General features: G+C 69.1%; 19 protein-coding genes. 12 read left to right on the top strand and 7 right to left on the bottom strand.

The window, feature by feature from the left end; all coding sequences use genetic code 11:
* Positions 1–213 precede the first annotated feature (213 nt).
* Both ED92_RS17925 and ED92_RS17920 read left to right on the top strand, forming a co-directional pair.
* Entirely contained in the window at positions 214–1,002 is a 789-nt protein-coding gene (locus tag ED92_RS17925; RefSeq protein WP_052120670.1) for a hypothetical protein, read from the top strand.
* Positions 999–2,666, top strand: a complete 1,668-nt coding sequence (locus ED92_RS17920) for a serine/threonine-protein kinase (protein WP_037339402.1) — start codon at positions 999–1,001, stop codon at positions 2,664–2,666. The genes ED92_RS17925 and ED92_RS17920 overlap by 4 nt, the downstream gene beginning before the upstream one ends.
* Positions 2,667–2,687: 21 nt before the next feature.
* Here the strand turns inward: ED92_RS17920 and ED92_RS17915 are convergent, their stop codons facing one another.
* Positions 2,688–3,500, bottom strand: a complete 813-nt coding sequence (locus ED92_RS17915; protein WP_037339400.1) for a DUF2382 domain-containing protein — start codon at positions 3,498–3,500, stop codon at positions 2,688–2,690.
* A 370-nt stretch (positions 3,501–3,870) separates the two neighbouring features.
* On the opposite strand from ED92_RS17915, the gene ED92_RS17910 reads away from it, so the two are divergent.
* Positions 3,871–5,472 (top strand): ABC-F family ATP-binding cassette domain-containing protein, encoded by a 1,602-nt coding sequence (locus tag ED92_RS17910; RefSeq protein ID WP_037339398.1) that lies wholly within the window; start codon positions 3,871–3,873, stop codon positions 5,470–5,472.
* A 4-nt stretch (positions 5,473–5,476) separates the two neighbouring features.
* Here the strand turns inward: ED92_RS17910 and ED92_RS17905 are convergent, their stop codons facing one another.
* The 3 genes from ED92_RS17905 to ED92_RS17895 form a co-directional block, all read right to left on the bottom strand.
* Positions 5,477–6,295 (bottom strand): class I SAM-dependent methyltransferase, encoded by an 819-nt coding sequence (locus ED92_RS17905; RefSeq protein WP_037339397.1) that lies wholly within the window; start codon positions 6,293–6,295, stop codon positions 5,477–5,479.
* 211 nt (positions 6,296–6,506) lie between these two features.
* Positions 6,507–7,520 carry a YdcF family protein gene (locus tag ED92_RS17900; protein WP_081975836.1) on the bottom strand — a complete coding sequence of 338 codons (1,014 nt, stop codon included), beginning with the start codon at positions 7,518–7,520 and terminating at the stop codon, positions 6,507–6,509.
* Positions 7,521–7,629: 109 nt separating this feature from the next.
* Entirely contained in the window at positions 7,630–9,249 is a 1,620-nt protein-coding gene (locus tag ED92_RS17895) for an ABC-F family ATP-binding cassette domain-containing protein (RefSeq protein ID WP_037339395.1), read from the bottom strand.
* 63 nt (positions 9,250–9,312) lie between these two features.
* Here ED92_RS17895 and ED92_RS17890 point away from each other — a divergent pair, with 63 nt between their 5' ends.
* From ED92_RS17890 to ED92_RS17880, 3 genes are all read left to right on the top strand, one after another.
* A complete protein-coding gene (locus ED92_RS17890) occupies positions 9,313–9,669 on the top strand; it encodes a DUF6412 domain-containing protein (protein ID WP_016335128.1) in 357 nt (118 codons plus the stop codon).
* 67 nt (positions 9,670–9,736) lie between these two features.
* Entirely contained in the window at positions 9,737–10,519 is a 783-nt protein-coding gene (yidC, locus tag ED92_RS17885) for a membrane protein insertase YidC (RefSeq protein WP_037339394.1), read from the top strand.
* A gap of 42 nt (positions 10,520–10,561) precedes the next feature.
* Positions 10,562–11,119: a hypothetical protein gene (locus ED92_RS17880; RefSeq protein ID WP_152610950.1), complete on the top strand. Its 558-nt coding sequence runs from the start codon at positions 10,562–10,564 to the stop codon at positions 11,117–11,119.
* A gap of 63 nt (positions 11,120–11,182) precedes the next feature.
* Here the strand turns inward: ED92_RS17880 and ED92_RS17875 are convergent, their stop codons facing one another.
* On the bottom strand, positions 11,183–13,531 hold the full coding sequence (locus ED92_RS17875) for a thiamine ABC transporter permease (RefSeq protein WP_052120666.1): 2,349 nt from the start codon (positions 13,529–13,531) through the stop codon (positions 11,183–11,185).
* A 57-nt stretch (positions 13,532–13,588) separates the two neighbouring features.
* Here ED92_RS17875 and ED92_RS17870 point away from each other — a divergent pair, with 57 nt between their 5' ends.
* Complete coding sequence (locus ED92_RS17870; RefSeq protein ID WP_235213309.1) at positions 13,589–14,554, top strand: YafY family protein; 966 nt, start codon at positions 13,589–13,591, stop codon at positions 14,552–14,554.
* A gap of 323 nt (positions 14,555–14,877) precedes the next feature.
* Here ED92_RS17870 and ED92_RS17860 read toward each other — a convergent pair whose 3' ends face one another.
* Positions 14,878–15,342, bottom strand: coding sequence for an Lrp/AsnC family transcriptional regulator (locus tag ED92_RS17860; protein WP_037339384.1), 465 nt, complete (start codon positions 15,340–15,342; stop codon positions 14,878–14,880).
* A 162-nt stretch (positions 15,343–15,504) separates the two neighbouring features.
* Between ED92_RS17860 and ED92_RS17855 the strand changes: the two genes are divergently transcribed.
* Positions 15,505–18,954: an indolepyruvate ferredoxin oxidoreductase family protein gene (locus ED92_RS17855; RefSeq protein WP_037339381.1), complete on the top strand. Its 3,450-nt coding sequence runs from the start codon at positions 15,505–15,507 to the stop codon at positions 18,952–18,954.
* Between the two features lie 423 nt (positions 18,955–19,377).
* Positions 19,378–20,502, top strand: a complete 1,125-nt coding sequence (locus ED92_RS17850; protein WP_037339379.1) for a hypothetical protein — start codon at positions 19,378–19,380, stop codon at positions 20,500–20,502.
* Between the two features lie 89 nt (positions 20,503–20,591).
* Here the strand turns inward: ED92_RS17850 and ED92_RS17845 are convergent, their stop codons facing one another.
* Entirely contained in the window at positions 20,592–21,563 is a 972-nt protein-coding gene (locus ED92_RS17845; RefSeq protein ID WP_152610949.1) for a hypothetical protein, read from the bottom strand.
* A gap of 118 nt (positions 21,564–21,681) precedes the next feature.
* Between ED92_RS17845 and ED92_RS17840 the strand changes: the two genes are divergently transcribed.
* The 3 genes from ED92_RS17840 to ED92_RS17830 all read left to right on the top strand — a co-directional run.
* Positions 21,682–22,557 (top strand): aminoglycoside phosphotransferase family protein, encoded by an 876-nt coding sequence (locus tag ED92_RS17840; protein ID WP_037339377.1) that lies wholly within the window; start codon positions 21,682–21,684, stop codon positions 22,555–22,557.
* Positions 22,558–22,594: 37 nt separating this feature from the next.
* Complete coding sequence (locus ED92_RS17835) at positions 22,595–23,122, top strand: hypothetical protein (protein WP_037339374.1); 528 nt, start codon at positions 22,595–22,597, stop codon at positions 23,120–23,122.
* A gap of 346 nt (positions 23,123–23,468) precedes the next feature.
* Positions 23,469–25,514: fibronectin type III domain-containing protein (locus ED92_RS17830; RefSeq protein ID WP_235213308.1), on the top strand; the 2,046-nt coding region annotated here is incomplete at its 3' end.

Genomic DNA, 25,514 nt, shown 5'->3' with positions numbered 1-25,514 from the left:
CCGGCGGGTCCGCTCGAAGGTTTCAAACCAACCATTGACTGATAAGGGGACTGCTGCGCGTTCCCCGTCCCTACCTGGGAAAGCAGGAACAACAACCCGGTCACGGTGCCGAATATCAGGCGAACCACGATACGCATTGGGACGTCCCTCTCCGGTAAGTACTCGCTGTAGCATTCCGGACCAGTCGGCCGAGGAAAACAGGGGATGCGCAAAATGGGACGTGTCATCGCGGCAGGGGTTGCGTTGGGGCTGTGCGCGGTCCTCTTGGGCTCACCGCCGGCCAATGCGGACGATGTCCTCGACGGCAGGCTCGACCTGGCGGTCACCCTCGACGACCGGCCGATCGCCAACGCCACGGTCATGGTCGATCCGGCGAAACAGGTCGAGCTCACCGTCACGGCCACCAACAGTGGTGGGACCTCGGTCAAGGTCCGCAGCGTCCGGGTGTCCGGGGTGGCGCTGGCCCTGACCTTCTTCGCCTACGACACCACAGCGCCGTTCGAGGTCCCCGCGCACAGCCGGGTCACCAGGACCTTCGTGCTGGACATGGCAGATCTCTCAGGTCAGGCGATCGGACTGCTCCCGTCGACGGTCGAACTGCTCGACGCGCAGCGCGGAACGCTCGGCGAGGCGACCACCGTCGCGGACATCCGCGGATCCTTCTGGTCCGTCTACGGTGCTTTCGGGCTCGCGATGCTCGTGCTGACCGTGCTGGCGTGGCTGACCGCCCTGCTCGCGCTGGCCCGCCATCGCCTTCCCGCCAACCGGTGGCGGCGCGGTCTGCGTTTCCTGCCCGCCGGATTCGGCACCGGGCTCGTCGCCGTCGTCTCGCTGTCGGTGCTGCGGCTCGTCCCGCCGGAGCCGGCGATCGAGATCCCGGTGGTCCTCGGCGCCGCCGTGATCGCCTTCCTGCTCGGCTACCTGACCCCGCATCCCGCGCCGGGTCCCGGTGGCGACGAGACGGTCCGCTTTCCCGACGGCACCAAGGAATTCAACCGATGAGCGCACCCGCCGAGGTCGTCGCCGCGCTACCGCAGTACGAGATCGGGGCCGCGATCGGCCAGGGCGGGATGGGGGTCGTCTTCGCCGGCGTCCACCGTTCGCTGCGCCGCGACGTCGCCATCAAGCAACTGCCGTGGGACGTGCTGAACCACGCCGTCAGCAGCGAGCTCTTCGACCGCGAAGCGCGCGTGCTGGCCAGCCTCGACCATCCGCACATCGTGCCCGTGTACGACTACGTGCGCACCGGACGCGAGCACCTGATGGTGATGGAAAGGCTCGACGGTGGCACGGTGCACAGCCGGTTCCACAGTGGCGAGATCGGCGGGGAACAGGCCTGCGCGATCGGGCTGGCGATGCTCGCCGGGCTCCACGCGGCGCACGAAGCGGGCGTGCTGCATCTCGACGTCAAACCGAAGAACCTGCTCTTCACCACGCAAGGCGTGATGAAGGTGGCCGACTTCGGCATCGCGAAGGTGATCAGCGAGGGCGCCACCCTCGTCACGCACGGCGGCGAAGTCCTCGGCACACCCGCCTACATCGCGCCCGAGCAGGCGATGGGCAACGCGCTGAGCCCGGCGGCGGACGTCTACTCGGCGGGCACGGTGCTCTACGAACTGCTGTCCGGGAAGCTGCCGTTCGACAACACCCGTGGCGCGATCAGCATGATGCGCCAGCACATGTTCACCGATCCGCGCCCGATCGACGGCGTGCCGTCACCGCTCGCCGGGGTCGTCATGCGGAGCCTCTCGCGCGAACTCGACTCCCGGTACCGCGACGCGGAGACCTTCGCCGCCGACCTCGCCTCCGCCGCCACCGCCGTCTACGGGCCGGGCTGGCTCGAACGCTCTCGCGTGCCGGTGCGGCACCTCACCCCGAGGGTGATCTCCGCGATCGGCGCGGCGGTGCCCGCCGGAGATGGGCCGACCCGGCCGGTCCGGCGTCCCACACCGGATCCGACGCTGTCGGCGACCCGCGCGGAACTCGAAGCGGGGAAACGTCCGGGCTCGGTGCTCTGGTTCCGGCTGGCCGCGGCCGTCGCCGCGATCGTGCTCGTGGTGCTCACCCTGCTCACGCCGGAACGGTTGCCGCACGAGGCCACGACGCTGAAGATCGACGGCGTCGCGGCCTCGTCGCCGTCCCTCGACCTCAGCAAGACGTTCGCGGTGACGGGGGAGGGGAACCCCGGCCAGGTCACCCTCGCCCTTTCCGCCGCCGGGATCCCACTCGGTTCCGCGTCGGCGGTCCCGAAACCCGAGGGCGAGGGCTTCCGTGCCGATCTCGCTTTTCCCGGTCTCACCCGGTGGATCGCCGGCGGCGCCGTCACCGCGACCTTGACCGCGGACGGCGTGCCGCGGACCTTCACCGTCCTCACCGACCAGCATCCGCTCGCGAGCGCGCTCGGCGCCGGCAGCCTGATCCTCGCCCTGTTCGCCTTGGCGTACCTGGAATCCGGGCTGCGGACCATCCGCAACGGACACCGCTGGCGGGGCGCGCTCGTCGGCGGGCCGGTGCTCGGCCTGCTGTTCGGCGCGACGGCGTGGCTCTGCGTCTCGGTGCTGAGGGTGCACGAGCCCGCGGTCCTGTTCGGCGTCGGCTGCTCGATCGCGGGTGCCGTGGCGACCGGTTTCGTGGTCGCGGCCGCCCGCGTCCGGCGCATGCGCTGAACCCGGGCGGCCCGCCCCTGGTCACGACTTGCGGTGCTTGCCCTCGTCGTCGACGACCTCGAACTGTTCCTTGCGGACCTTGCCGGAGATCGTCTGGTCCTCGGTGACGGTCTCGGTCTTGAGCCTCGCCCGCTCGACCGCGACGGTTTCCTTGTCCACCACCGGTTTCTCGGCGTGCAGCACGACTTCCTGTTCGTCCTCGGCGATCTCGGCCCGTTCACCGCCCGGCTTCGTGATCGGTTCCCGTTCGATCCGGACCTCCTCGTGGCTGACCGGGACGGTGACCTGCTGCTCCTCGGTGACGACGTACTTGCGCAGCCGGACATGGCCGGTCTCGACCTGCTCGGTGCCGACGTTCAGCCGTTCCTCGGACCGCGTCATGGTGGGCTCGGTGTCCCGATCCTTCCGGCCGGAATCCGCACGCGTGCCCGGGTCCATGCCCGCCATACCCGCCTTGCCGCGGCCCGCGTCGCCCCGGCCCTGCGTCCGGTCGTCCATCCGGCCGTCCGGCGACGTCCGGGGCATCGGCAGCCCGTAATGCCGGTACAGCTGCGCGCTCTCCTCCGCGGACAAGTGGCCGTCGGCCTCGATCCGGGGCGCGTCGGTGACCGCGTCCTTGTCGACGCGGACGTGCACGCCTTCCTTGTCCGCGTGCGCTCCCGAGAGCGGGACGAAACTCTCCTTGGTGCCGAACAGGCCCGTTTTGACGGTGATCCATTCCGGCTGGCGCGTCGCGTCGGCGAGGTAGACGTTGCCCACCTTCCCGAGCTTGTTGCCGGTCGGGTCGACCACGGCACTGTCGATGAGTTCCTGCGGCTGCATGGTCTTCGCCATCGGTCCTACTCCTCTCGAAAGATGCTGCTGAGAAGCCCACCGTCGGCCGGGCCGGTGATCATGGCAACCGTCGTGGTGCACCTGTGGGTGACCCCGGAAAGTGGTGGTTTGAAGCGACGTTCGCGGGCTAGGAACGACGCCGCGTCGCAGGTGGAAGCGGGTGTCCGGGAGGTGGCGAGCGCGCCTGGGGGATGGCGCGAACGTGTGGTTCCGAAAATCGGATGCGGGGGCTTCCGGCCGTGTCCTACCCTCGTGAGCGTGATGCAGCACCTGTTCTTCCTCTGAGGAACGACGCCTCCACCGGTACCGCGAGCCGCGGCACCGGAGTTCGTTCTTCCTGCTCATCACCTTCACCGGAGGCAGTTCCTTCATGTCATCCCCTCTCTCGCCCGCGCCTGTGCGCGCGGCGCACGTCCGCCTGTCCGGCGTCCACGTCTCCTTCGGGGGACGGCCCGTGCTCTCCGGCGTCGATCTCGTCGCCGCGGCAGGCGACCGGGTCGCCATCGTCGGGGAGAACGGTCGCGGCAAGACCACTCTTCTCCGGGTGCTCGCCGGTGACCTGGCCGCTGATCGCGGCGAGGTGCATCGCTCGGGTTCGGTCGGCGTCGCCGATCAGCAGATCCCGCTCGGCGCGGCCGACACCGTCGGCGCGCTGATCGACCTCGAACTCGCCGCCGTCCGCGATGCGCTGAGTCGCCTCGAGGCCGCCACCGAAGCACTCAGCGAGGGTCTTCCGGGCGCGGACGACGTTTTCGCCGCCGCGCTGGAACAGGCCGAAGCCCTCGACGCGTGGGACGCGGACAGGCGCGTCGAAGTGTCGTTGGCGGCCTTGAACGCCGTGGACGACCGCGACCGTCCACTCGGGACACTCTCGGTCGGGCAACGCCACCGGGTCCGGCTGGCGTGCCTGCTCGGCGCCGGGCATCCGGTCCTGCTGCTCGACGAACCGACGAACCATCTCGACGCGGCGGGCCTCGAACACCTCACCGAGCGGTTGCGCGCGCACCCGGGTGTGGTCGTGCTGGTCAGCCATGACCGGGCGTTGCTCGCGGACGTCGCCACCACGGTGATCGACCTCGATCCGTCGAGCGACGGCAGGCCGCGCGTCCACGGCGGCGGGTACGCGAGTCATGTCGAGGCCCGCCGAGCCGAACGCGCCCGCTGGGAGTCCGAGCACGCCGAACAGATCGCCGAACGGCAACGGCTGGCCGACGACCTGTCCGCCGCCCGGAACCGGTTGCGGGACAACTGGCGTCCGCCCAAGGGCACCGGCAGGCATGTGCGTGCCACCCGCGCGCCCGGACTGGTCCGCGCGGTCCACCGGCGGCAGGAAGAACTGGCCGGGCACGTGGTGGCCGTCCCGCCGCCGCCCGCCCGGTTCTCCATGCCGGACTTGCCGTCACATGGCGGCGCGGTCCTGCTCCGAGCCGCCGGGGTGACGGTGGCCGGACGGCTGGCGCGTCCGGTCGACGTGGCGCTGGAAAGCGGCGACCGCCTGGTGGTCACCGGCCGCAACGGAGCGGGCAAATCGACGCTCCTGAGCGTGCTGGCCGGGGAACTGGAACCGGACACGGGAACGGTCACCCGCTCCCGATCGGCGAGGATCGGGCTGCTGGGACAGGAATCCGACCTGCCGGGCAGGCGGACGGCGATGGAGCTGTACGACGAACGGCTCGCCAGATCGGGGATCTCCGGCCCGGGGCTGGGCGAACTGGGCCTGCTCGGTGGTTACGACCGCAACCGGCCGGTGGCCGAACTGTCGGTCGGCGCCCGGCGCCGGCTGGACCTGGCGCTCGTGCTGGCCGCTCGCCCGCATGTCGTGCTGCTGGACGAACCGACCAACCACCTGTCCGCCACGCTCGTCGACGAGCTGACCGTCGCGCTCGGGACGACACCGGCCGCGGTGGTGATCGCGACGCACGACCGGCAGCTTTCGCGGGACACGGCGTCCTGGCCGAGGCTCGCGTTGTGAGCCGTCAAGCGTGGGCGAGGGTGTAGCGCACGGTCTGCGCCAGCACCACGCTCCCGTCGGGCTCGCGGAGCGGTTCGAGCTCCGCGAGCACGGCCCGGCGCACGGCGTCGAGGTGGTCTTCCGGGATCAGCTCCCAGAACATCCGCTGGCCGTGCGACCAGGACCAGGTGATCCAGTGCCCGGGGTCGGCGAACTTCACCGGATAGACGCGTTCCACGGACGTGACGCCGGTGAAGCCCGCCGACTCCACGGCCTGGCCGAAACCTTCGAGGGTGGCGAACAGACCCGACCTGATGGCCAGCGTCCAGGCCAGCTCCGGCGGTACGAACGGTTTGAACACCTCACGCACGGCAGCCCAGCGTGGATCGTCGGCGCCGAAGGTGGTCACGCCCATGCGGCCGCCGGGCGCGAGGAGACGATGCCAAGACCGCAGCCCGGCGACCGGATCGGGCAGGAAGAAGACCACGAACGACGCGAGGACCACGTCGAAGGAGGCGTCGGGCAGCGTCGGTTCTTGGGCGTCCATAAGGGAAACCGAGGCGTTGGCGCCGCGATCCTCGACGTCTTTCGCGGTGCGCTCGACCATTTCCGCGGACAGGTCGATCCCCAGCACCGATCCGCCCGCGCCGACCCGTTCGGCCGCCGGGAACAGCACCGCGCCCCGTCCGCAGCCGACGTCCAGCACCCGCTCGCCGGGGACGAGCGCGACCCGATCGAGCAGTTCTCCGGCGAACGTGCCGAAGAAGTCGACCCCGAGGGCGTCGTAGGTCTCCGCCGTCCGGTCGAACAGCCGCGCCATCGCCTGCCGGGTGTAAGCGCTCATGGGCAGGACGATGGCCCGGCGAAAACGGTGTTGTCAAACGGATGGCTGGGATTTGTCATGCGGGCTTGAGTGGTGACGGCGGGAATTCGGCCCGGCGTGAGCGAAGGCGTGACTCGCGTGATCAGGGACGTGACTCGCGTGATTGGAGGCCGCACTCGCGTGTTCCGCCTCTGATCACGCGAGTTCCGGCTTCGATCACGAGAGTGCGGTCTCACGAGAAGGCGCGGGAAACCTGCGAAAGCACGATCAGCCCGCACACCACCAGGTTCTTGTACTTGTGCTCCACCACGATGGCGACGAATTCGCGGATGGTGGCGCTCGGCCAGAAGTACCACGCCGTCGGCGACCCGATGACCTGGCCGTTCACCTTCGCGCGGCGGGCGATGAGGGCGGCGCGGAGCACGTGGAAGTTGTTCGTGACGACCGTGCAGCGGTAGTCCGCCTTCCGCTGCCGCATGATCTCGTCGCTGAAGGTGAGGTTCTCGAAGGTCGTCCGCGACCGGTCTTCGAGCAGGATCCGCTCCCTCGGCACGCCGTTCTCGACCAGATACCCGGCCATGGCGTGGGACTCGGGCAGGTCCTCGTCGGGTCCCTGCCCGCCCGAGGTGACCACCATCGGTTCCCCGCCGCGGCGGGCTTCGGCGTCGATCACGCGCCGGGCGCGGTTCAGGCGCCCGGCCAGCAGCGGCGGGACGCGGTGACCGTCCAGCAGTCCCGAACCCAGCACGACCACGAAATCCACGCCCTTCTCAGTGCGGATGCGGCCGTAGACGATCGAGTACAGGAGGAAGCAGACGAACAGGAACGAGAAGTAGACGACCAGCCCGTTCAGGATGCCCCGGACGATGTCGAGGGGCTCCCAGGCCAGTTGCGTGACGGTGGCGTTGAAGACGATGAGCGCGCAGATGCCGAGCCCCGCCAGCAGCGAAAGGACGTTGGCGAGCCTGCGTCCTTCCCGGCGGAGCATGGTGATCCCGTTGCAGATCAGGAAGACCGTCAGCGCGAGGACCGTCGGGATGATCAGCAGGATCACACCGACCGCGACGAAACCCGCCGCTTCGGGCGAAACCGAGGCGAGCAGCGCGATGAACGTCACGCCGAGGAAGAGGAGCGCGAAGAACAGGTAGAAGCCGTTCCGCAACCGGCGCCGGTCGCGCAGGAAGCTCACCAGGAACGCCGCGCAGCACAGGGCCGCGATGGCGAAGGGGATGGCAGCGGCCTCCACGGGGAACTCCAGCCTTGGGACGATGCGGACACGCGGCGGCATTCAAACACACGACGGACCCGCCGAACGCACTTCCCGTTGGTGTGTCGCCATCACTGACCCGAGTGAGTCAGCGCGCGCGTTGCACCGGCCGCTCGTCCCACACCGGTTCCGTCGTTTCCCGCACCTGCCCGTCCGAGCCGAACACGAGGTACCGATCGAAGGAGCGCGCGAACCAGCGGTCGTGCGTCACCGCGACAGTGGTGCCTTCGTACGCTTCCAGCGCCTGTTGCAGCGCTTCCGCCGAAGCGAGGTCGAGGTTGTCGGTCGGTTCGTCGAGCAGCAGGATGGTGGCGCCGCCGATCTCCAGCAGCAGGATCTGGAACCGCGCCTGCTGCCCGCCGGACAGCTTCTCGAACCGCTGATCGCCCTGCCCGTCGAGTTCGTAACGGCGCAGGACGTTCATCGCCGGCCCCCGGCTTCGCGCGTAGCCGGTCCAGAGGATGTCGACGAGCGTCTGCCCGAGCAGTTCGGGATGGGCGTGCGTCTGCGCGAAATGGCCGGGGACGACGCGGGCGCCGAGCTTCCAGCGTCCGTCGTGCGCGACGTCCTCACCCGCGAGCAGCCGCAGGAAATGCGACTTTCCGGAGCCGTTCGAGCCGAGTACCGCGACCCGTTCGCCGTAGAAGACCTCCAGATCGAAGGGTTTCATCAGGCCGCTGAGTTCGAGCCCTTCGCAGGTGACGGCGCGAACCCCGGTCCGGCCGCCGCGCAGGCGCATGGTGATCTTCTGCTCGCGCGGTGGAGCGGCGGGCGCTCCGGCCTCCTCGAATTTGCGCAGCCGCGTCTGCGCGGCGTGGTAGCGCGAAGCCATCTCGTCGCTGCGCGCGGCGTACTGGCGCATGTCGGCGACGAGTTTCTTGAGCTGGGCGTGCTTTTCGTCCCACCGGCGGCGGAGTTCCTCGAACCGTTCGAACCGTTCCGCACGCGCCTGGTGATAGGTGTCGAAGCCGCCGCCGTGCACCCAGACGTCGCCGCCTGCGGGCCCGGGCTCGACGCTGATGATCTTCTTCGCCGCTCGCGCGAGGAGTTCCCGGTCGTGCGAAACGAACAGCACGGTCTTCTGGGTCTCACGCAGCCGTTCTTCCAGCCACTGCTTGCCGGGGACGTCGAGATAGTTGTCCGGCTCGTCGAGCAGGAGGACGCCGGACCCGCCGAGGAGCAGCGCCTCCAGCACCAGCCGTTTCTGCTCGCCGCCGGAGAGCGTGCGCACCTCCCGCCAGTGCGCCTTCTCGTACGGCAGGTTGAGCGCCGCCGTCGTGCACTTGTCCCAGACGACTTCGGCTTCGTAGCCGCGAGCGTCACCCCAGTCGCCGAGCGCCTGCGCGTACGCCATCTGGTTCGCTTCGTCGTCGCGTTCCATCAAGGCGAGCTCGGTCTCGTCGACGGCACGAGCGGCGGCGCGGAGCGCGTCCGGCGACACCGAGACGAGCAGGTCCCGCACGGTCCGTTCGTCGCGTACCGACCCGACGAACTGGGGCATCACCCCGAGCCCGCCGCTGATGGTCACCGAGCCCTCGCTGGGGGAGAGTTCCCCGGAGATGAGCCGCAGCAACGTCGTCTTGCCCGCCCCGTTGGCGCCGACGAGCGCGCAGACGCTGCCCTCCCCGACCCGGAACGAGACATCGTCGAGGAGAAGTCGTCCGTCGGGCAGGTGGTAATCGACATGTGCGACTTCCACGTGACCCATTTCGACAGACTGCCCGCGCACTCGGCGATCACGCAACGCAATATCTCCGGTAGTGTCGGCGACGTGGAGCGAACCTACTTCGGCGTGCGGCTCAAGCTGATGCTTGCGCTGTTCCTGCCCGAGTTGTTCGTCGTGCTCCCGGTCGTCGGCGGGATCAACCCGCTGAGCCTGGCCACCGCGCTGACGGCGTCGGTGGCGGTCGCGAACCCGCTCGGGCTTGCCGCCGCCCTGACCGCGTCCCTCGCCGCCGTCCTGCTCGCGCTCGCGGTGCATTTCCGCCTGGAACCGGCGGCCGCCGCGATGCGGGTGCGCGCCATCAGCCTGCGCGAACGCGCGCAGCTGTTCCTGAGCCTGCGCGATCCCGACGCGCGCGGCCGCGTCCGGCCCAGGGCTCCGTCACCGGGCATCGCGACTGCCTGACCTTTCTCGTCCGAAGGTGCGGCAGTCACTCCTGCCCGCATACCTTCGACCGACGGAGTGACCTGTCATGTTCGATTTCTTCCTGTACCCCGTTTCCGCCATTCTCTGGTTCTGGCACAAGGTCTTCGGTGCCGTGTCGAGTCCCGACTCGGGCGTCGCCTGGGTGCTGTCCATCGTGTTCCTCGTCTTCACGCTGCGTCTCCTGCTGGTCAAACCCGCGCTCAGCGCGTTGCGTGCGGGCCGCCGCATGCAGGCACTCGCCCCGGAAATGCGGCGGATCAAGGAGAAATACGGCAAGGATCACCGGCGGATGGCGGACGAGGTCCGGAAACTGCACGCCGAAAGCGGCTCCAACCCACTGGGCGGCTGTCTCCCGGCGCTGATCCAGCTCCCGGTGTTCCTGTCGCTGTACTGGGTCCTGCGCGATTTCACCCCGGGCGCCGCCTCGAACCACGTCTTCGACCACTCCGGTGTGCAGTCGTTCCTGAACGCGGACCTGTTCGGCGCGAAGCTCGGCAACTGGCTTTCGCAACCCGCGGCGGAACTGGCGGCGTTCGGCACGGACCACGTCCACATGATCGCCGTCGGCGTGCCGCTGATGCTGATCGCGAGCCTGGCCACGTTCTTCTCGATGCGATCGGGCCTCGCGCGGCAGTCCGCTCCGGAGACCGCCGGGATCACCAAGCTGATGATGTACCTGGCGCCGGTCGGCATGCTGGTCTCGGGATCGTTCTTCCCGGTGCCGATCGGGGTGCTGCTGTACTTCCTGGCCACCAACGTGTGGACATTGGGGCAGCAACACTTCCTCACCAAGGTCGTCGACCGGGAGGAGGCGTCGCGAGCGAGTTGATCGTCGGGACCGGTCCCGTCGGACGGCTTTACCCTCTGCCGGATGAAGAGCCAGACGACAGCGCGCATTCGAGTGACCGTGGCGCTCGCCGTCGGCTGCCTGCTCGCGGGCTGCGCCACGAATCCGCCGGAACCGGAACCGAAACCCGCACCCCCGCCGTCTCCGACCGGCCCGGATCCCGCACTGGTCTCCTGGGCGGGCGGATACTGCGGCGCGGTCAAGGACATGCGGCTGATCGTCTACAGCATGGCCAAGGGCTACGACATCGAGACAGCCGCGGACCTGCCGAAGGCCGAGGACTCGCTGAAGAAACTGGACACCGCGCTGACCGCGGCGATCGCCGGGCTCGAGAAGCTCCCGAAGATCGCTCAGGACGCCGACAAACTGGCCGCGGGCGAGCTGGCGTTCTACCGGAAGCTCCACGGGAAGGTGACCGAGTTCCGCACCCTGCTGCCCCGAGGCGGCGTCGAATACGCCAAAGCCGCTCTCGATCTGAGCGGGGCCGATCTGGTCACGCATGTGCCCGAGGTCAAGACCGGCGACGTGCCAGGTCTCGATCAGGCGATGAAGGCCGACAAGGCCTGCGAACTTGTCGGCTAGATCACGCGAAACAAGGCCAAGAACTGTTCGGTACCGGCGTGTCGGGCAAAGCCCGATGGGGAATCATCGCGCTCGCCCGGGAACTGTTCCCGGGCGGGTGGGTGTTCCCGGCGCCGTCCGGCGCCGGGAACGCGTTCGCAGATGACGTCCGGTGAGGGACGCGGAGTCCTCGGCCAAAGCCGACGGCGTGCCCTCGAACACCACCGTCCCGCCTTCGGCACCCGCGCCCGGTCCGATGTCGATGACATGGTCGGCGTGCGCGATCACCCGTTGGTCGTGTTCGATCAGGACGAGGGTCGCGCCGCCGTCGACGAGTTCGTCGAAGAGCGCGAGCAACCGGTCGACGTCGCTGCCGTGCAGTCCGGCCGTGGGTTCGTCGAGGATCAGGCGCAGTTCGTGCGCGGGGCCGGCGTCGGCGAGGTGCCTCGCGAGCAGCAGCCGTTGCCTTTCGCCGCCTGACAACGTGTCGAGGCTTTGCCCGATCGTCAGGTAGCCGAGCCCGACGCGGTCCAGCCAGCGTGACCGCCGCCCGATGGGGGACCGCTCGCCGAACAGCGCGGCGACGTCCGCCGGGTTCATCGCCAGCACGTCGGCGATGGTCCGGCCGTGCAGGCGCGCGGCGAGCGCGTCCGGGTTGAACCGGGTGCCGCCACAGGCGTCGCAAGCGGTCTGGACGTCGTCGAGGAAGGCCAGGTCCGTGATGATGACGCCTTTTCCCTTGCAGACCGGGCAGGCCCCGCGGCCGTTCGCGCTGAACCACGACGGATGTTTCCCCGTGGCCTTCCCGAAGGTTTCGCGGATGGGCTCGGCGATACCGAGCACCGTGGCGGGCGTCGACCGGATGCCACCACGCAGCGGAGCCTGTTCGACGACGACGAAATCGGGATGCCGCCGGGGGAGTTCGCCGGCGATCAGGGTGCTTTTGCCGGAGCCGGCGACCCCCGAAACGACGGTCAGGACGCCGAGCGGCACGTCGACGGTGATGTCACGGAGGTTGTGGCTACGGGCGCCGGAGATCGTCACGGCGCCTCGCGCGACGCGGGTCCGCTCGCGGAAGCGAAGCGGGACACCGAGGATCCGTCCGGTTTCGGTACCGGCCGTGAGGAGTTCGCCGGGGCCGCCCTCGAACTGGACACGTCCGCCGCCGTCGCCTCCGGCGGGCCCGAGGTCGATGACGTGGTCGGCGGCCGCGATGACCGCGGGATGGTGTTCGACCACGAGGATCGTGTTGTGCGCGTCGCGGAGCCTTGCCAGCAGTTCGAGCAGGCGGTGCACGTCGTGCGGATGCAGGCCGGTGCTGGGTTCGTCGAACACGTAGCAGACGTCGCTGAGCGCGCTGCCGAGATGGCGGACGATCTTGACGCGCTGGGCCTCACCGCCGGACAACGTCCGCGACTCCCTCGACAGGCTGAGGTAGCCGAGACCGACGGAATCCAGGGCGTCGAGGCGTTCCCCGATCGCTTGTGACAGCGGGGCCACCGACGGATCGCGCACGGCCGCGACGACGTCACGCAGCTCGCCGACCGGCATGGCGGACCAGTCCGCGATGGACCGCCCGTCGATCAGGCTTCCGCGTGCCGCCTCGGAAAGGCGGGTTCCCGCGCACTCCGGGCAGACGCCGCGGGTGACGACTCCGGCGAGTCCCTCCTGTTCTTCGGCCGTGAGGCGCGACGGCGTCTTGCGCAGGTACGAATCCCGCAGGCGCGGGACGATGCCGTCGAACAGGCCGTGCTTGGGGTATTCGGAGCCGGGGTCGTCGAGGGGGAGTGCTTCGGCGTGCAGCAGGGTCTCGACCTTCGCCGCCGGTAACCGTCCTAACGGGACATCGGGATCGACCAGTCCGGAATGGACGAGCCGTTTCCAGCGGTAGGTCCCGGGGGCGAACGTCGGGAACCGCACGGCGCCTTCGCGCAGGCTTCGCGAGCGGTCGAGCAGCCGGTCGAGGTCGATGTCGTCGACCGCGCCGAGCCCTTCGCAGCGCGGGCACATCCCGGCCGGATCGTTGAACGAGTAGGCGGGCGAGAACCCGGCGCCCGGCTTTCCGAGGCGGGAGAACAGCAGACGCAGCAGCGGCGCGATGTCGCTCGCCGTGCCCACGGTGGACCGCGCGTTGCCGGTGAACCGGCGTTGATCGACGATCGTGGTGAAGACGAGGCCGTCGATCCGGTCGACGTCGGCGGGCGGATGCTGGGGGAGCCGGTTCCGGACGAAGGCGGGATAGCTCCCGGTGACCAGGCGCTCGGCTTCGGCCGCGATGGTGTCGAACGCGAGCGATGACTTCCCGGAGCCCGATACGCCGGTGAACACCGTCAGCCGGTGCTTCGGCACTCGTACCGAGATGTCGCGGAGGTTGTGCGTCCGGGCTCCTTCGACGGTGATCCACCGGCCTCGGTCAGCTTGAACTTTCGCCATGAACCGAGGCTACGATGAGTTGTGGCCGGATTACGGCCACAACTAGCGGGAGGCGTCGTGACGGAACCACGGGAACGGATGTTGCGGCTGCTGTCACTCCTGCAATCCGGCCGGGCGTGGCCCGCCGCCGAACTCGCGACGGCGATGGAAGTCCCGCCGCGCACCCTGCGCCGGGACATCGATCACCTCCGCGGCCTGGGCTATCCCGTGGAGAGCAGCCGCGGTCCGGGCGGCAACTACCGGCTGGTCGCGGGCACCGCGCTGCCGCCGCTGATGCTGGAACACGACGAGGCGATCGCCACCGTGCTCGGCCTGCGGCTCGCCGCGGCGGGTGGAACCGGCGTGGACCTGACCGCCGAATCGGCCGACCGCGCCGCCGCGAAACTCCGGCGTGTGCTGCCGTCCGCACTGCGACGGCGGACCGATGAAATGCTCGCCGCGGTCGAGTTCGGAACCGGCGAACGGCCGCGAGTCGCCCAAGACGTCCTGAACGTCCTCGCCGCGGCGATCGCGGCTCGGCGGTGCCTCGAGTTCGCGTACACGGGCAAGGACGGCCCGTCGTCGCGGACGGTCGAGCCGATGCGGCTCGTCCAGCTCGGCAGGCGGTGGTATCTCTACGCCTGGGACCTCGGCAGACGCGATTGGCGGAGCTTCCGGCTCGACCGGATCGGCGCGCCGTCGATGACCGAGGTGGCGTTCGAGCCGCGTCCGCTCCCCGTCGAGGATGTCGCGGCGCATCTCCAGGAACGCTTCCACAGCCCGAAATCCCTCCGGATCACGCTGACCCTCGACGTCGGCGCGAGCGAGGCCGTTGCCCGGCTTCACCGGGTCGACGGGAGTTTCGAGGCTCTTGGGGAGGACAGGTGCCGATACGTCGCGTACGTCGATTCGTTCGAGTGGCTGGCGGTCGTCCTGACGCTCACCGACATCGGGTTCACGGTGGAGGAACCGGCGGAATTCGCCGATTACCTGGTGCGGACGGGGGAGCGGCTGCTGCGGGGTGGGGTGAGTTCGAGTCCGTGAAGGCCTCCTTTTGTTTACCGGCTCCTTCGCACAGGGATTCGTTGATGAAGGATTTGGGACAGTGAACGTCCCAAATCCTTCATCGACAACGCTCGACCCGGTCTGAAACGGAGCGAATCCCGCGCAGGCGCAGGTCAGATGTAGATAAACAAGTCCGTGAAGGCCTCCTTGAGGGACCCAGAGTCCCTCAAGGAGGCCTTCACGGACTGCGAGACGCCACACACGCCCCACGTGCACCAGCAGTCACAGCGGCCGCGCGTGAAGGCCCCCTTCCTTGCGCCTAGGTACAGGAAGGGGGCCTTCATGTACTTCTGGGCCACCACTCAAGAGGGCTGAGGCCACTGCTGGCCGCGCGTCCAGGACTCCAGCACCATCAGCGTCTTCGTACCCGTCACCTGGTGATGCCGCCGGATCTCGTCGATGGTGCGCTGCAGGTGGCCCATGTCCCGCACCCGCAGCCAGACGAGCGCGTCGGGGTCGCCCGCGATGGTGAACACCGCCTGCGCTTCGGGCATCCGGGTGGTGGTGCGGACGATCTCTCCGACCTTGGTGGTCCCGGTGAACCGCAGTTCGGTGAACGCCTCGATGCCCCAGCCGAGTTTGGCGTGGTCGATCTGGACGGTGTAGCCGACGATGACGCCGTTCTCCTGCATGCGATCGATCCGGCGTTTGACCGCCGCGGTGGACAGCGTGACGCGGGCCCCGATGTCGCCGAGGGTGCGCCGAGCGTCCTCCCGCAGCAGTTCGAGGATCTCGCGATCGGTCTCGTCGAGGAGCTGGTCCGCCATGAGCCAGGATGGTACGCAGACGCAACGGATATCGGCCAGCGGAGAAGATGGGCCGGATTTTTTGCGTGCCGGGTGCCAATAGACTGCCGCCTGTTGCGACGGCCCGCGCGGTCGGGTCTCCTGTCGTGACGTCACGCGGGGGTGCCGAAGGAGGCAGGTCTGGTGGAGCAGTTCACGTTGGAGGACCGGTATCTGCGGGAGGACGGCACCGTCTACCTCAGCGGTGTCCAGGCCTTGGTCCGGATGCTGTTCGACCGGGTGCGGCACGACCGCGCCGCCGGGGCGTCCCCCGCCGTGTTCGTCTCCGGCTACGAGGGATCGCCGCTGGCCGGCTACGACCTCGAACTCGGCCGCCGCTCCCACCTGCTCGAAAAGCACGACGTCGTGCACCGCCCCGGCCTGAACGAAGAGCTCGCCGCGACCGCGGTGATGGGCAGCCAGCTCACCGCGTCGGTCGGCTCGTCGCGCGGTGGGGTCACCGGGTTCTGGTACGGCAAGGCACCCGGCCTCGACCGGGCGACGGACGCGCTGCGGCACGCCAACCTCGCGGGGACCGATCCGGCGGGCGGCGCGGTGGCGCTGGTCGGCGACGATCCGAACGCCAAATCCTCGTCGGTGCCGTGTGCCTCCGAGCTCGCGCTGGCCGATCTGGCCATGCCGGTGTTCTTCCCCTCCGACTCCCAGGACGTGCTGGACTTCGGGCTGCACGCGGTGGAGCTGTCCAGGGCGAGCGGACTGTGGTCGTCGATGAAACTCGTGGCGAACGTGGCCGACGCCGCGAGCACCGCGCATGTCCGGCCGACCTGGACGGCGCCTGAGCTGGCGCTGCCCGCGTACCGGCACAAGCCCAGCACCCGGCTGCTCGGCACCACGTTGATGGCGCTCGAACGCAGCCTGTACACCGAACGTCTGCCGCTGGCCGTCGAATACGTGCGCGCGAGCGGGATCAACCGGATCGTCCAGGAGGGACCGGCGGATCGCTTCGGCATCGTCACCGCCGGAAAGTCCTATTTGGACTTGATGCAGGCGCTGCGGTTGCTCGGTCTGGACGCCGACGCGTTGTCCCGGAACGGGATCCGGATCCTCAAGCTCGGTGTCATCCACCCGCTCGAACCGTCGATCGTCCGCCGCTTCGCCGATGGACTCGACGAAATCGTCGTGGTGGAGGAGAAGCGCTCCTTCGTCGAATCGGCGATCAAGGAAATCCTGTACGGCACCGCCGGCGCGCCCGCCGTGTACGGCAAGACCGGCCCGGACGGCCGCACGCTGTGCACCGAACTCGGCGAGCTCGACCCGGACGCCATCGCGAGGGTGCTGGCCACCCGGCTGAGCGAGCACCACGAGATCCCGTCCGTGACCGCGTGGCGGCGACAGCGCCGCCGTGAGCGCATTTCCGTGCCGCTGCTGACCAGGACGCCGTACTTCTGTTCCGGCTGCCCGCACAACTCCTCGACCAAGGTGCCCGAGGGCACGGTGGTCGGTGGCGGCATCGGCTGCCACGCCATGGCGCTGTTCATGGAGCCGGAACAGGTCGGGGACGTCGTCGGCCTGACCCAGATGGGCGGCGAGGGCGCGCAGTGGCTCGGAATGGAGCCGTTCGTCGACGCCTCGCATTTCGTGCAGAACATCGGCGACGGCACGTTCACCCACTCCGGCAGCCTCGCGGTCCGGGCGGCGGTGGCCGCCGGGGTGAACATCACCTACAAGATCCTCTACAACGCGACGGTCGCGATGACCGGCGGACAGGACGCCGTCGGTGGCCTGTCGGTGGAACGGCTGGCGTCGCTGCTCCTCGTCGAAGGCGTCGCGAAGGTGGTCATCACCAGCGACGAGCCGAAGCGGCTCCGCGGCGTCCGGATGCCGGACGGCGTCGAGGTCCGGCACCGTGACGAACTGCTGAGCACCCAAGAGGAACTGGCCCGCGTTCCCGGCGTGACGGTGCTGATCCACGACCAGGAATGCGCCGCCGAGAAACGCCGTAAACGCCGTCGCGGCAAACTGGAGACCCCGGCGGCCAAGGTCGTGATCAACGAGCGGGTGTGCGAGGGCTGCGGCGACTGCGGCGAGAAGTCGAACTGCCTGTCGGTTCAACCGGTCAGCACGGAATTCGGCCGCAAGACCGCGATCCACCAGTCGTCGTGCAACGTGGACTACTCCTGCCTGGCCGGCGACTGCCCCTCGTTCATGACGGTGGTGCCCACCGGCCGCAAACACCAGCGGAAGGCCGGGGAGATCACCGCGGCCGAACTGCCCGCTCCCGAGACCTCCGGCACCGACTTCACCGTGCGCATCACCGGGGTCGGCGGGACCGGCGTGGTCACCGTCGCGCAGATCCTCGCCACGGCCGCCGTACTCGAAGGCAAGCAGGTCCGGACACTGGACCAGACCGGGCTCGCGCAGAAGGGCGGCGCCGTCGTCTCGGATCTGAAGATCACCGCCGAACCGACGCCGCAGGCCCCGAAACTCGCGGCCGGGGAATGCGACCTCTACCTGGCCTGCGACGTCCTCGTCGGCGCGGATCCGGCGCATCTGTCGGTGGCGGACTCCGGCCGGACCACGGCCGTGGTCTCCACGACTGAGGTGCCGACCGGCCGGATGGTCGTCGACACCACGGTGTCCTTCCCCGATGCCGCCGCCGTGCGCGGGGCGATCTCGGACAACGCGGCGCGGACGGTGGCGCTCGACGCGCGGGAACTGGCGGAGATCCTGTTCGACGACGACCAGTTCGCCAACATCCTCCAGCTCGGCGCGGCGCACCAGACCGGCGCCATCCCGCTGGACGCGGCCAGCCTGGAACGCGCGATCGAACTCAACGGGGTCGCCGTCGCGGGCAACCTCCAGGCGTTCCGGCGAGGCAGGCAGCTCGTCGCCGATCCCGACGCGCTGCACGCCGTGGTCGCCCCGGCCGCCGTCGCCGCGAGCCCCACTCCGTCGGCGGCCGCCCTGCGTGCCCGTGCGCTCGTGCACGCCGAACCGGGTTCGGAACTCGCGCGGCTGCTGGACATCCGCGTCCCCGAACTCGTCCGGTACCAGAACGTGCGCTACGCGAGGGAGTACGCCGAGTTCGTCGAGCGTGTCCGGGTCCTGGAAGGGGATTCGACCGCCATCACCGAAGCGGTGGCGCGGAATCTGCACAAACTGATGGCCTACAAGGACGAGTACGAGGTCGCGCGGCTGTCGCTCGATCCCGCCGTGCTCGCCGGGATCGAGGAGGAGTTCGGCGTCGGGAGCCGGTACGCCTATCGCCTGCACCCGCCCTTCCTGCGCGCGATGGGCATGAAGCGGAAGATCGCGCTGGGCCCGAAGTTCCGCCCGGTGTTCGTCGCGCTGCGCGCCGCGCGGAAACTGCGCGGCACCCGCTGGGACCCGTTCGGCAAGGCACACGTCCGGAAGGTGGAGCGGGAACTCGTCGGGCAGTACCGGGAGACGATCCTCACCGCTTTCGGCACCGAAGACGCCGATCGCGGAAGGCTGCTGGCCTTGGCCGAGCTGCCCGATCTGGTCCGTGGCTACGAGGACGTCAAACTGGCGAACGTCGAGGCATACCACCGGGAACAGGCCGCGCTCCTGGCCGATCTCGTCCGGGCGGACCGGCTCGGCGCGAACACCTGACGTAGACGGTCTTGTCGTAAGGCAGCCCATCGAGGACGTCCGGGCGCCTTCCGTCAACAGGAAGGATCCCGTCCACCCTCGCCCCGGCCCCGGCGGAGAAGAACAGACGCGTCGCCGACGGATACTGCCGAACGTACCAATGCCGCGGCCCGATTGTCTTTCCTGACGGCTTTTTCCGCATCGTCCGCGCTTCTTGTGTCAAGAATGTGCCGGGTTTTCGTCGACAGACCCGCACGACCGGCAAAATTGGCTGCTGTCAAGAGTTTCCGCTGTGCGACGGTCCCGGTCGGCTGTTCGTGTGGAACGTGCGCGATTCGTGAAGTGAGTGCATTAGTGTCGCTTCGGGGTCCGCACATCCACACCACTGATCGGGATTGGGGAGTCATCGTGAAGAGGAATCGTGTGCCTGTCGCGCGAAGACGGATGTTCACCCTGGTGGCGGCTCTCGCCGTGGTCACCGGCGCGGTGACGGGGACCGCGCGGGCCACCACGACGGGGCCGGTGGACCTCGGAACGCTGCCGGGGGACGACGAGAGCACGGTCCTCGCGGTCAACGAGGCGGGGGAGATGGTGGGGCTGTCGCTGACGGGCCCGACCCCGAAGCGCAGCCATCCGGTTCGCTGGAACGCCAACGGCCAGATCATGGCGCTGCCCACGCCGGGAGGCACCGAGGGGCAGGTGCGCGACATCAACAGCTTCGGGGTGTCCGCGGGCTACGTGCTGACGGCGACCACCGCCGTACCCGCTCGCTGGGACGCCGCGGGTCAGGCGACCTTGCTGCAGCTTCCGCCCGGCTATCACAACGCCACCGCGTGGGCGATCAGCGACACCGACGTCGTCGTCGGGGCCTGGCTGACGCCGGCCGAGCAGTACCACGGGTTCCGCTGGGATCCCGATGGCACGGCCACCGACCTCGGCACATTGCCCGGCGAGACCTGGAGCATGGCCGAGGGCATCTCCGGCGACGGCACCATCATCGTCGGCAGTGCCGTCCGCTCCGCGGCGAACCAGGCCGCGCGGTGGGTGAACGGCGGGCCGATCACCGAGCTGGCGCCGCAAGGGGTGAGCAGCGGCGCGAGCCGGATCAACAAGGGCGGAGTGGCCGCCGGTGTCCTGCGGGAGACCAGCAGCGGGCCGCCGATCCCGGCGAAATGGGATCGGGACGGCGTGATCCATCCCCTGGACTGGCCCAGCCCGTACTCGGTGTGGATCTATGGGATCGGCTCCACGGGTTACGTGGTCGGCAGCGGCTATCTCAACCCGCCGCGCCGATCGGCCCTGCTGTGGGATCTCGACGGTGACGTCATCGCGTTGCCTGACGACGGCCTCGGCGCCGACGCCGAAGCGGTCGACTCGCAAGGCACCGTAGTGGGCACTTTCCGGAGCAAGGCGACGGTCTGGTTCCGCGACGGGGAACGCAGGCAGCTCGGCACGCTGCCCGGCGGCACCCGCAGCCAGGGTTACCGGATCACGGACAACGGGCGCGTCGTCGGAACCGCTTCGAACGCGGCCGGGAAGTCGCACGCGGTGTACTGGACGCTCGGCTAGGGGCCGATCTGCGTCGCGAAAGCCACTTTCGAGACGTCAGATGTCCTGAAAGTGGCTTTCGCGACACCGGATATCGGCAGCCCGGCCGGTCAGCCGAGGTGGACGACCGTGGTCCGTTCGCCGTCGGTCACCGCGAAGCGTCGCCGGATTTCGTCCACGGCGACGCGTCTGGGGCCCGAGAAGGACCTGGCAGACACGATCGGGCCTTCCGCGTGACCGGTCGGGAGGTCGGGCCAGGCGGCGATCAGGTCTCCGGTGGCCCCATCGTAGAGGCGCGGATGGTCATACAGGGCAAGGAAATCACCGGCGAACGGAACGACATCGCCTGCGGGCTGGTCCAGCTGACTACGCCAGACGAACGACCGGTCGGCGAGCGACCATCGGGCCAGCATGGTGGGGCCGAGGTCGTCGGGGCCGTCCGGGTCGTTTTCCTCCGTGGACGTGCTGATCACGATGCCTTCGCCGACGAAGCAAGCGCCCGCGACCTCGGCCTGGACGACACCGATCTGAGTGAACACGTCTCCCACGGAGTCGAGCGTCGTAGGGTCGGCCAGCGCCTTCTCCAGGTCGTAGACCGCCAAGCCGTACCAGGGCTGCCAGACCCAGCCGGCACTGAGCAAGTACCGGCCGTCCGGCGAGACCGCCAAGCGCGAATGGAAGAAGTCGCTCGGCTCACGCTCGGATCCGTCGGTGAGACGCTCGCCGGTAGCGGCGACCTCGACTTCGAGCCGGTTGTACTTGTCGGGACAGTGGATCAAACCCGTCCTGCCGTCGGGCAGGGTGCACAACACCAGCGGATAGCGGTAGGCATCGGCCTTGTAACCGCTGCGGGTGAGCTCGCGGATCGGACGGCCGTCCGGCGAGACCAGCAGCCCGGTCGTGCCGGTTTCGGTCATCAGCGCGATCAGGTCGCGGCGGGGAGAGATCGCCACCGTGTCGAAGGTTTCGCAGTACTCGCCGAACAACGTCGAATCCGGTGACACGTGGTGGAGTGTTTCTCCGATCCAGACCAGCGCCTTCGTACCCGCGACAGCGGTGACTTCGCGTCGAATTTCTCGCACGGGCTTCAGCCTGCCCGACCCCGCACCGGAAGTCCGCCGAATATCCACTGGACGGCACGACGAGACTCAAGGTGTGGATTCCCGTCGACCGAAGAGCGCTACGCCGGACCTGGGCCCGATGCCGCGGCGCATCACCGTGGACGCGCCGCAGGTGCGCGCGCTGCTGAGCGAGCAGTTCCCGGAGTGGGCCGGCCTCCCGGTCCGCCCGGTGGCCGAATCCGGTTGGGACAACAGGACTTTCCGGATCGGCGACGACATGGTGGCACGGCTGCCGAGCGCCGCCGAGTACGCCTTGGCGGTGGACAAGGAACAGCGCTGGCTCCCGTTGCTCGCTCCCCGGTTGCCGGTGCCCGTCCCGGTTCCGCTGGCGAAGGGACGTCCTGGCGCGGGCTATCCCTTCGAGTGGTCGGTCTACCGATGGCTCGACGGCGAGCCCGCGAGTCCCGCTCGTATCTCCGACCCGGTCCGGTTCGCCCTCGACCTCGCCGGTTTCCTGGCGGCGTTGCGGACCATCGACACCACGGGCGGCCCGCAACCCGGCAAGCACAACTGGTTCCGGGGCGCCACCCTGCGCACCTACGACGCGCAGACCGAGCGCGCGCTCGCGGCGTTGGACGGCGACATCGACACCGGCCAGGCGCGCGAGATCTGGAAGGCCGCGCTGGACAGCCCTTGGGACGGAACGGATCGCTGGTTCCACGGTGACTTCGCGCCGGGGAATCTCCTGCTCGACGGCGGGGGACTGGCGGCCGTCATCGATTTCGGCACCTGTGGCGTCGGGGATCCGTCCTGCGACCTGGCGATCGCCTGGACGTCGCTGACCGCCGACGGCAGGCGAGCGTTCCGCGAGCGGCTTCCGGTCGACGATTCCGAATGGGAGCGTGGCCGCGGGTGGGCGCTGTGGAAGGCCTTGATCACCCGCGCGCGGACGCGGGACCGCGTCGACGAGGAAGCGGTGAACGCGCGCCGCGTCTTGGCCGCGATCGCTGAGTGACACTCGCCGGGCGGCCGATCGTGGTTGGATCGATCGCATGTCTTCCATCGTCGTCGCCGTGATCGCAGCCGTCGCCTCGGTCTCCGCGGCGGTGGTCGCCGGGATCTTCGCGCTGGCCGCGCGCCGTCTCGAGGCGCGGGTGCAGAGCGCCGACCAGGTCCGCGAACGGATCTCCGAGCAGAAACGCGAGATGTGCGAACCCGTCGTCGACATGCTTGAGCGCATGTTCACCACCGATGACCTGCCCACGGAAGAGGAACTGAAGCACAAGCGCCGCTTCGACACCTGGGTGAACGTCTACGGCTCGGACGGCATCGTCAAGGCGTACTCCCGCCTCATGCAGGGCCTTCCGGCCGGGGCACCGCCGGACATCCAGTTCCGCCTCTACGCGGACTTCCTGATCGAGGTCCGCAAGGACATCGGCGACCCGGGTACCGCGGTCGACCGGATGCAGATCCTCGGGCCGCGCTCGGCGAACCTCTCGGATCGCCGGAGCCTGACCGACGCCGACCTCGACACGGTCTGCAAACGCCTCGGCTGGGTCCCGCCCTGGCGCGGCAAGTAGGCCGACCCGATCGCGGCCCTGTTGGCCAGTAACCACCCTCGCGGGGGTGGTGGCGGACGTTTTGGGGGCGCGGCTGACAGATTCGCGAACGGCGAATCGACCGCGTATGACAAAGACGAAGAATGGTCGCGCGGGCTCTGTGATTTTCCTTGCCTGCCGAGCCTTGCGGGTGTGTTAATTCCCTGTGGCATACCCGTAAATGTGCACACGCGCCCGCTGGGAAGGGCCCGCGAAAGCGGCCATTAATCGTTTGTCCGATGGTTTCGGCGGGTGTGGTCTATGTGTTGGAGAGGGACCTGTGAAACACAGAAGACGTAGTCGAAGACTGGCCGGGGGCATCGCCGTCGTGAGCACGGCGGCCTTGGTGGCACTGGGTCTCGCGATCGGCTCGGGCACCAGTGCCGCGGCTCCGGGTGAGCTCACGCAGAATTACTCGTGCCCGTTCCCGTTGATCGGCAATCAGAACGTCTCGGTCACCATCAAGACCACGCAACCTTCGACGATCGAGACCGGTAAACTGACTCCCGCCATCGAGATCACCGCCATGTCCAACGCGGGCAAGACGGCCACGGAAGGCCTTCGTCTCGTCGGCGCCGAGTCCATCAAGGGCACCGCGAAGGCGACTTCCACCGTGACGATGCCCGGCAGCCAGGGCACGATGACGGTGAAGGTCGATTCCGACGTGCCGAAGCAGCCGATCCCGGCGGCGGGCAACGACCTCGTCGTGAACGCCACGGGCAGCGCGCCCGCGCTGAGGTTCGATCAGCCCGGCACCGCGACGCTCGCCGTGAACAACCTGCAGCTGGTGATGACCCCGCTCAAGGCCGACGGCACCGAAACCGGTCTCGGTACCTTCACTTCGGACTGCACGCTGGCGGCGGGGGCGGAGACCGTCCTGCAGACCTACACGGTGACCGGTTCGCCGGTCACCCCGGAAGCCGTTGTCGGCTCGGGGAACCACCCGCCGCTGAAGCAGGTCTACAGCTGCCCGTTCCCGTTGATCGGCAACCAGGACGTCACGGTCGACATCAACGCCACGCTGCCGAACTCGATCCCGGTGGGCCAGTTCACCCCCAAGATCGATATCACGGCGGTCTCCAACGCGGGCTCGACCGCGACCGAAGGGCTCCGGCTCGTCGGTGCCGAGACCATCAAGGGATCGGCGCTGGCCACCTCGCTGGTCTCGAGCCCGCAGGGGCATCTCGCCGTCGGCGTGCCGACCGCGGTTCCGCAGCAACCCATCCCGCCCAAGGGCAACGACCTGGTGATCAACGCGACCGGTTCCGCGCCGTCGCTGCGGTTCGACCAGCCGGGGACGGCCACGCTGTCGGTGCACGACCTGGTGCTGACCATGACGCCGTTGACCGCCTCCGGTGCGGAGACCGGCCTCGGCACGTTCGTCGCGGACTGCACTCCCGCGAGTGGCCAGGCCAACGTGCTGCACACCTTCACCGTCACCGCGGCGGCGGACACGACCGCGCCGTCGGCTCCCGGCGCCGTGACGGTCGGTGACGTCACCCAGAACAGCGTCGCGCTGTCCTGGGGCGCCGCCACCGACAACGTCGCCGTGACCGGGTACGACGTCTACTCGGGCGCGAACCTCGTCAAGTCCGTGACCGGCACCTCGGCCACGGTCGACGGTCTCACCCCGGACACGGAGTATTCCTTCACCGTCAAGGCGAAGGACGCGGCCGGCAACGTCTCGCCCGCCACCGCACCCGCGACCGCCCGGACCGCGAAGGCCCCGGACACGCAGGCGCCGACGACGCCCGCGAACGTGCACTCGACCGGAACCACCCAAACCAGTGTGACGCTGGCCTGGGACGCTTCGAGCGACAACGTCGGTGTCACCGGCTACGACGTCTTGAAGGGCACCGAGGTCGTCAAGTCGGTCACTGAACCGCAGGCCACGATCGACGGTCTGACGGCCGACACGGAGTATTCGTTCACCGTGGTGGCGAAGGACGCCGCGGGCAACCCGTCGGCGGCGAGTGCCGCTGTCACGGTGCGGACGCAGGCGGCACCCGACACGCAGGCTCCGGGTGCGCCCGGGAACCCGCGCTCGACCGGTACCTCCGCCTCCAGCGTCGGCCTGGCGTGGGACGCGTCGAGTGACAACGTCGGCGTCACCGGTTACGACGTCTACAACGGTGCCACGCTGGTGAAGTCGGTGACCGAAACCAGCGCCACCGTCGACGGTCTCGCCGCCGACACCGAGTACACCTTCACCGTGGTGGCCAAGGACGCGGCCGGGAACAAATCGGAGCCCAGCGCGCCGGTGACCGCCCGGACCGCCACCGCTCCGGACACCGAAGCGCCCAGCGTTCCGGCCGGTCTCGCCACGACCGACGTCACCCAGTCCAGCGTCGCGCTGTCCTGGACCGCGTCGAGC

The organism is Amycolatopsis sp. MJM2582 (assembly GCF_000754115.1).
Lineage (GTDB): Bacteria > Actinomycetota > Actinomycetes > Mycobacteriales > Pseudonocardiaceae > Amycolatopsis > Amycolatopsis japonica.
The sequence above is the reverse complement of the archived record's forward strand: the minus strand, read 5'-3'. Positions and strand labels throughout refer to the sequence as shown.

Excerpts from the sequence above, each read along its gene's own strand:
- ED92_RS17850 (WP_037339379.1), top strand. The coding sequence starts at position 19,378 with ATGTTCACCCTGGTGGCGGCTCTCGCCGTGGTCACCGGCGCGGTGACG.
- ED92_RS17895 (WP_037339395.1), bottom strand. The coding sequence starts at position 9,249 with ATGGGTCACGTGGAAGTCGCACATGTCGATTACCACCTGCCCGACGGA.
- ED92_RS17920 (WP_037339402.1), top strand. The coding sequence starts at position 999 with ATGAGCGCACCCGCCGAGGTCGTCGCCGCGCTACCGCAGTACGAGATC.
- ED92_RS17880 (WP_152610950.1), top strand. The coding sequence starts at position 10,562 with ATGAAGAGCCAGACGACAGCGCGCATTCGAGTGACCGTGGCGCTCGCC.
- ED92_RS17835 (WP_037339374.1), top strand. The coding sequence starts at position 22,595 with ATGTCTTCCATCGTCGTCGCCGTGATCGCAGCCGTCGCCTCGGTCTCC.
- ED92_RS17910 (WP_037339398.1), top strand. The coding sequence starts at position 3,871 with ATGTCATCCCCTCTCTCGCCCGCGCCTGTGCGCGCGGCGCACGTCCGC.
- ED92_RS17840 (WP_037339377.1), top strand. The coding sequence starts at position 21,682 with ATGCCGCGGCGCATCACCGTGGACGCGCCGCAGGTGCGCGCGCTGCTG.
- ED92_RS17915 (WP_037339400.1), bottom strand. The coding sequence starts at position 3,500 with ATGGCGAAGACCATGCAGCCGCAGGAACTCATCGACAGTGCCGTGGTC.
- yidC (WP_037339394.1), top strand. The coding sequence starts at position 9,737 with ATGTTCGATTTCTTCCTGTACCCCGTTTCCGCCATTCTCTGGTTCTGG.
- ED92_RS17860 (WP_037339384.1), bottom strand. The coding sequence starts at position 15,342 with ATGGCGGACCAGCTCCTCGACGAGACCGATCGCGAGATCCTCGAACTG.
- ED92_RS17905 (WP_037339397.1), bottom strand. The coding sequence starts at position 6,295 with ATGAGCGCTTACACCCGGCAGGCGATGGCGCGGCTGTTCGACCGGACG.
- ED92_RS17875 (WP_052120666.1), bottom strand. The coding sequence starts at position 13,531 with ATGGCGAAAGTTCAAGCTGACCGAGGCCGGTGGATCACCGTCGAAGGA.
- ED92_RS17925 (WP_052120670.1), top strand. The coding sequence starts at position 214 with ATGGGACGTGTCATCGCGGCAGGGGTTGCGTTGGGGCTGTGCGCGGTC.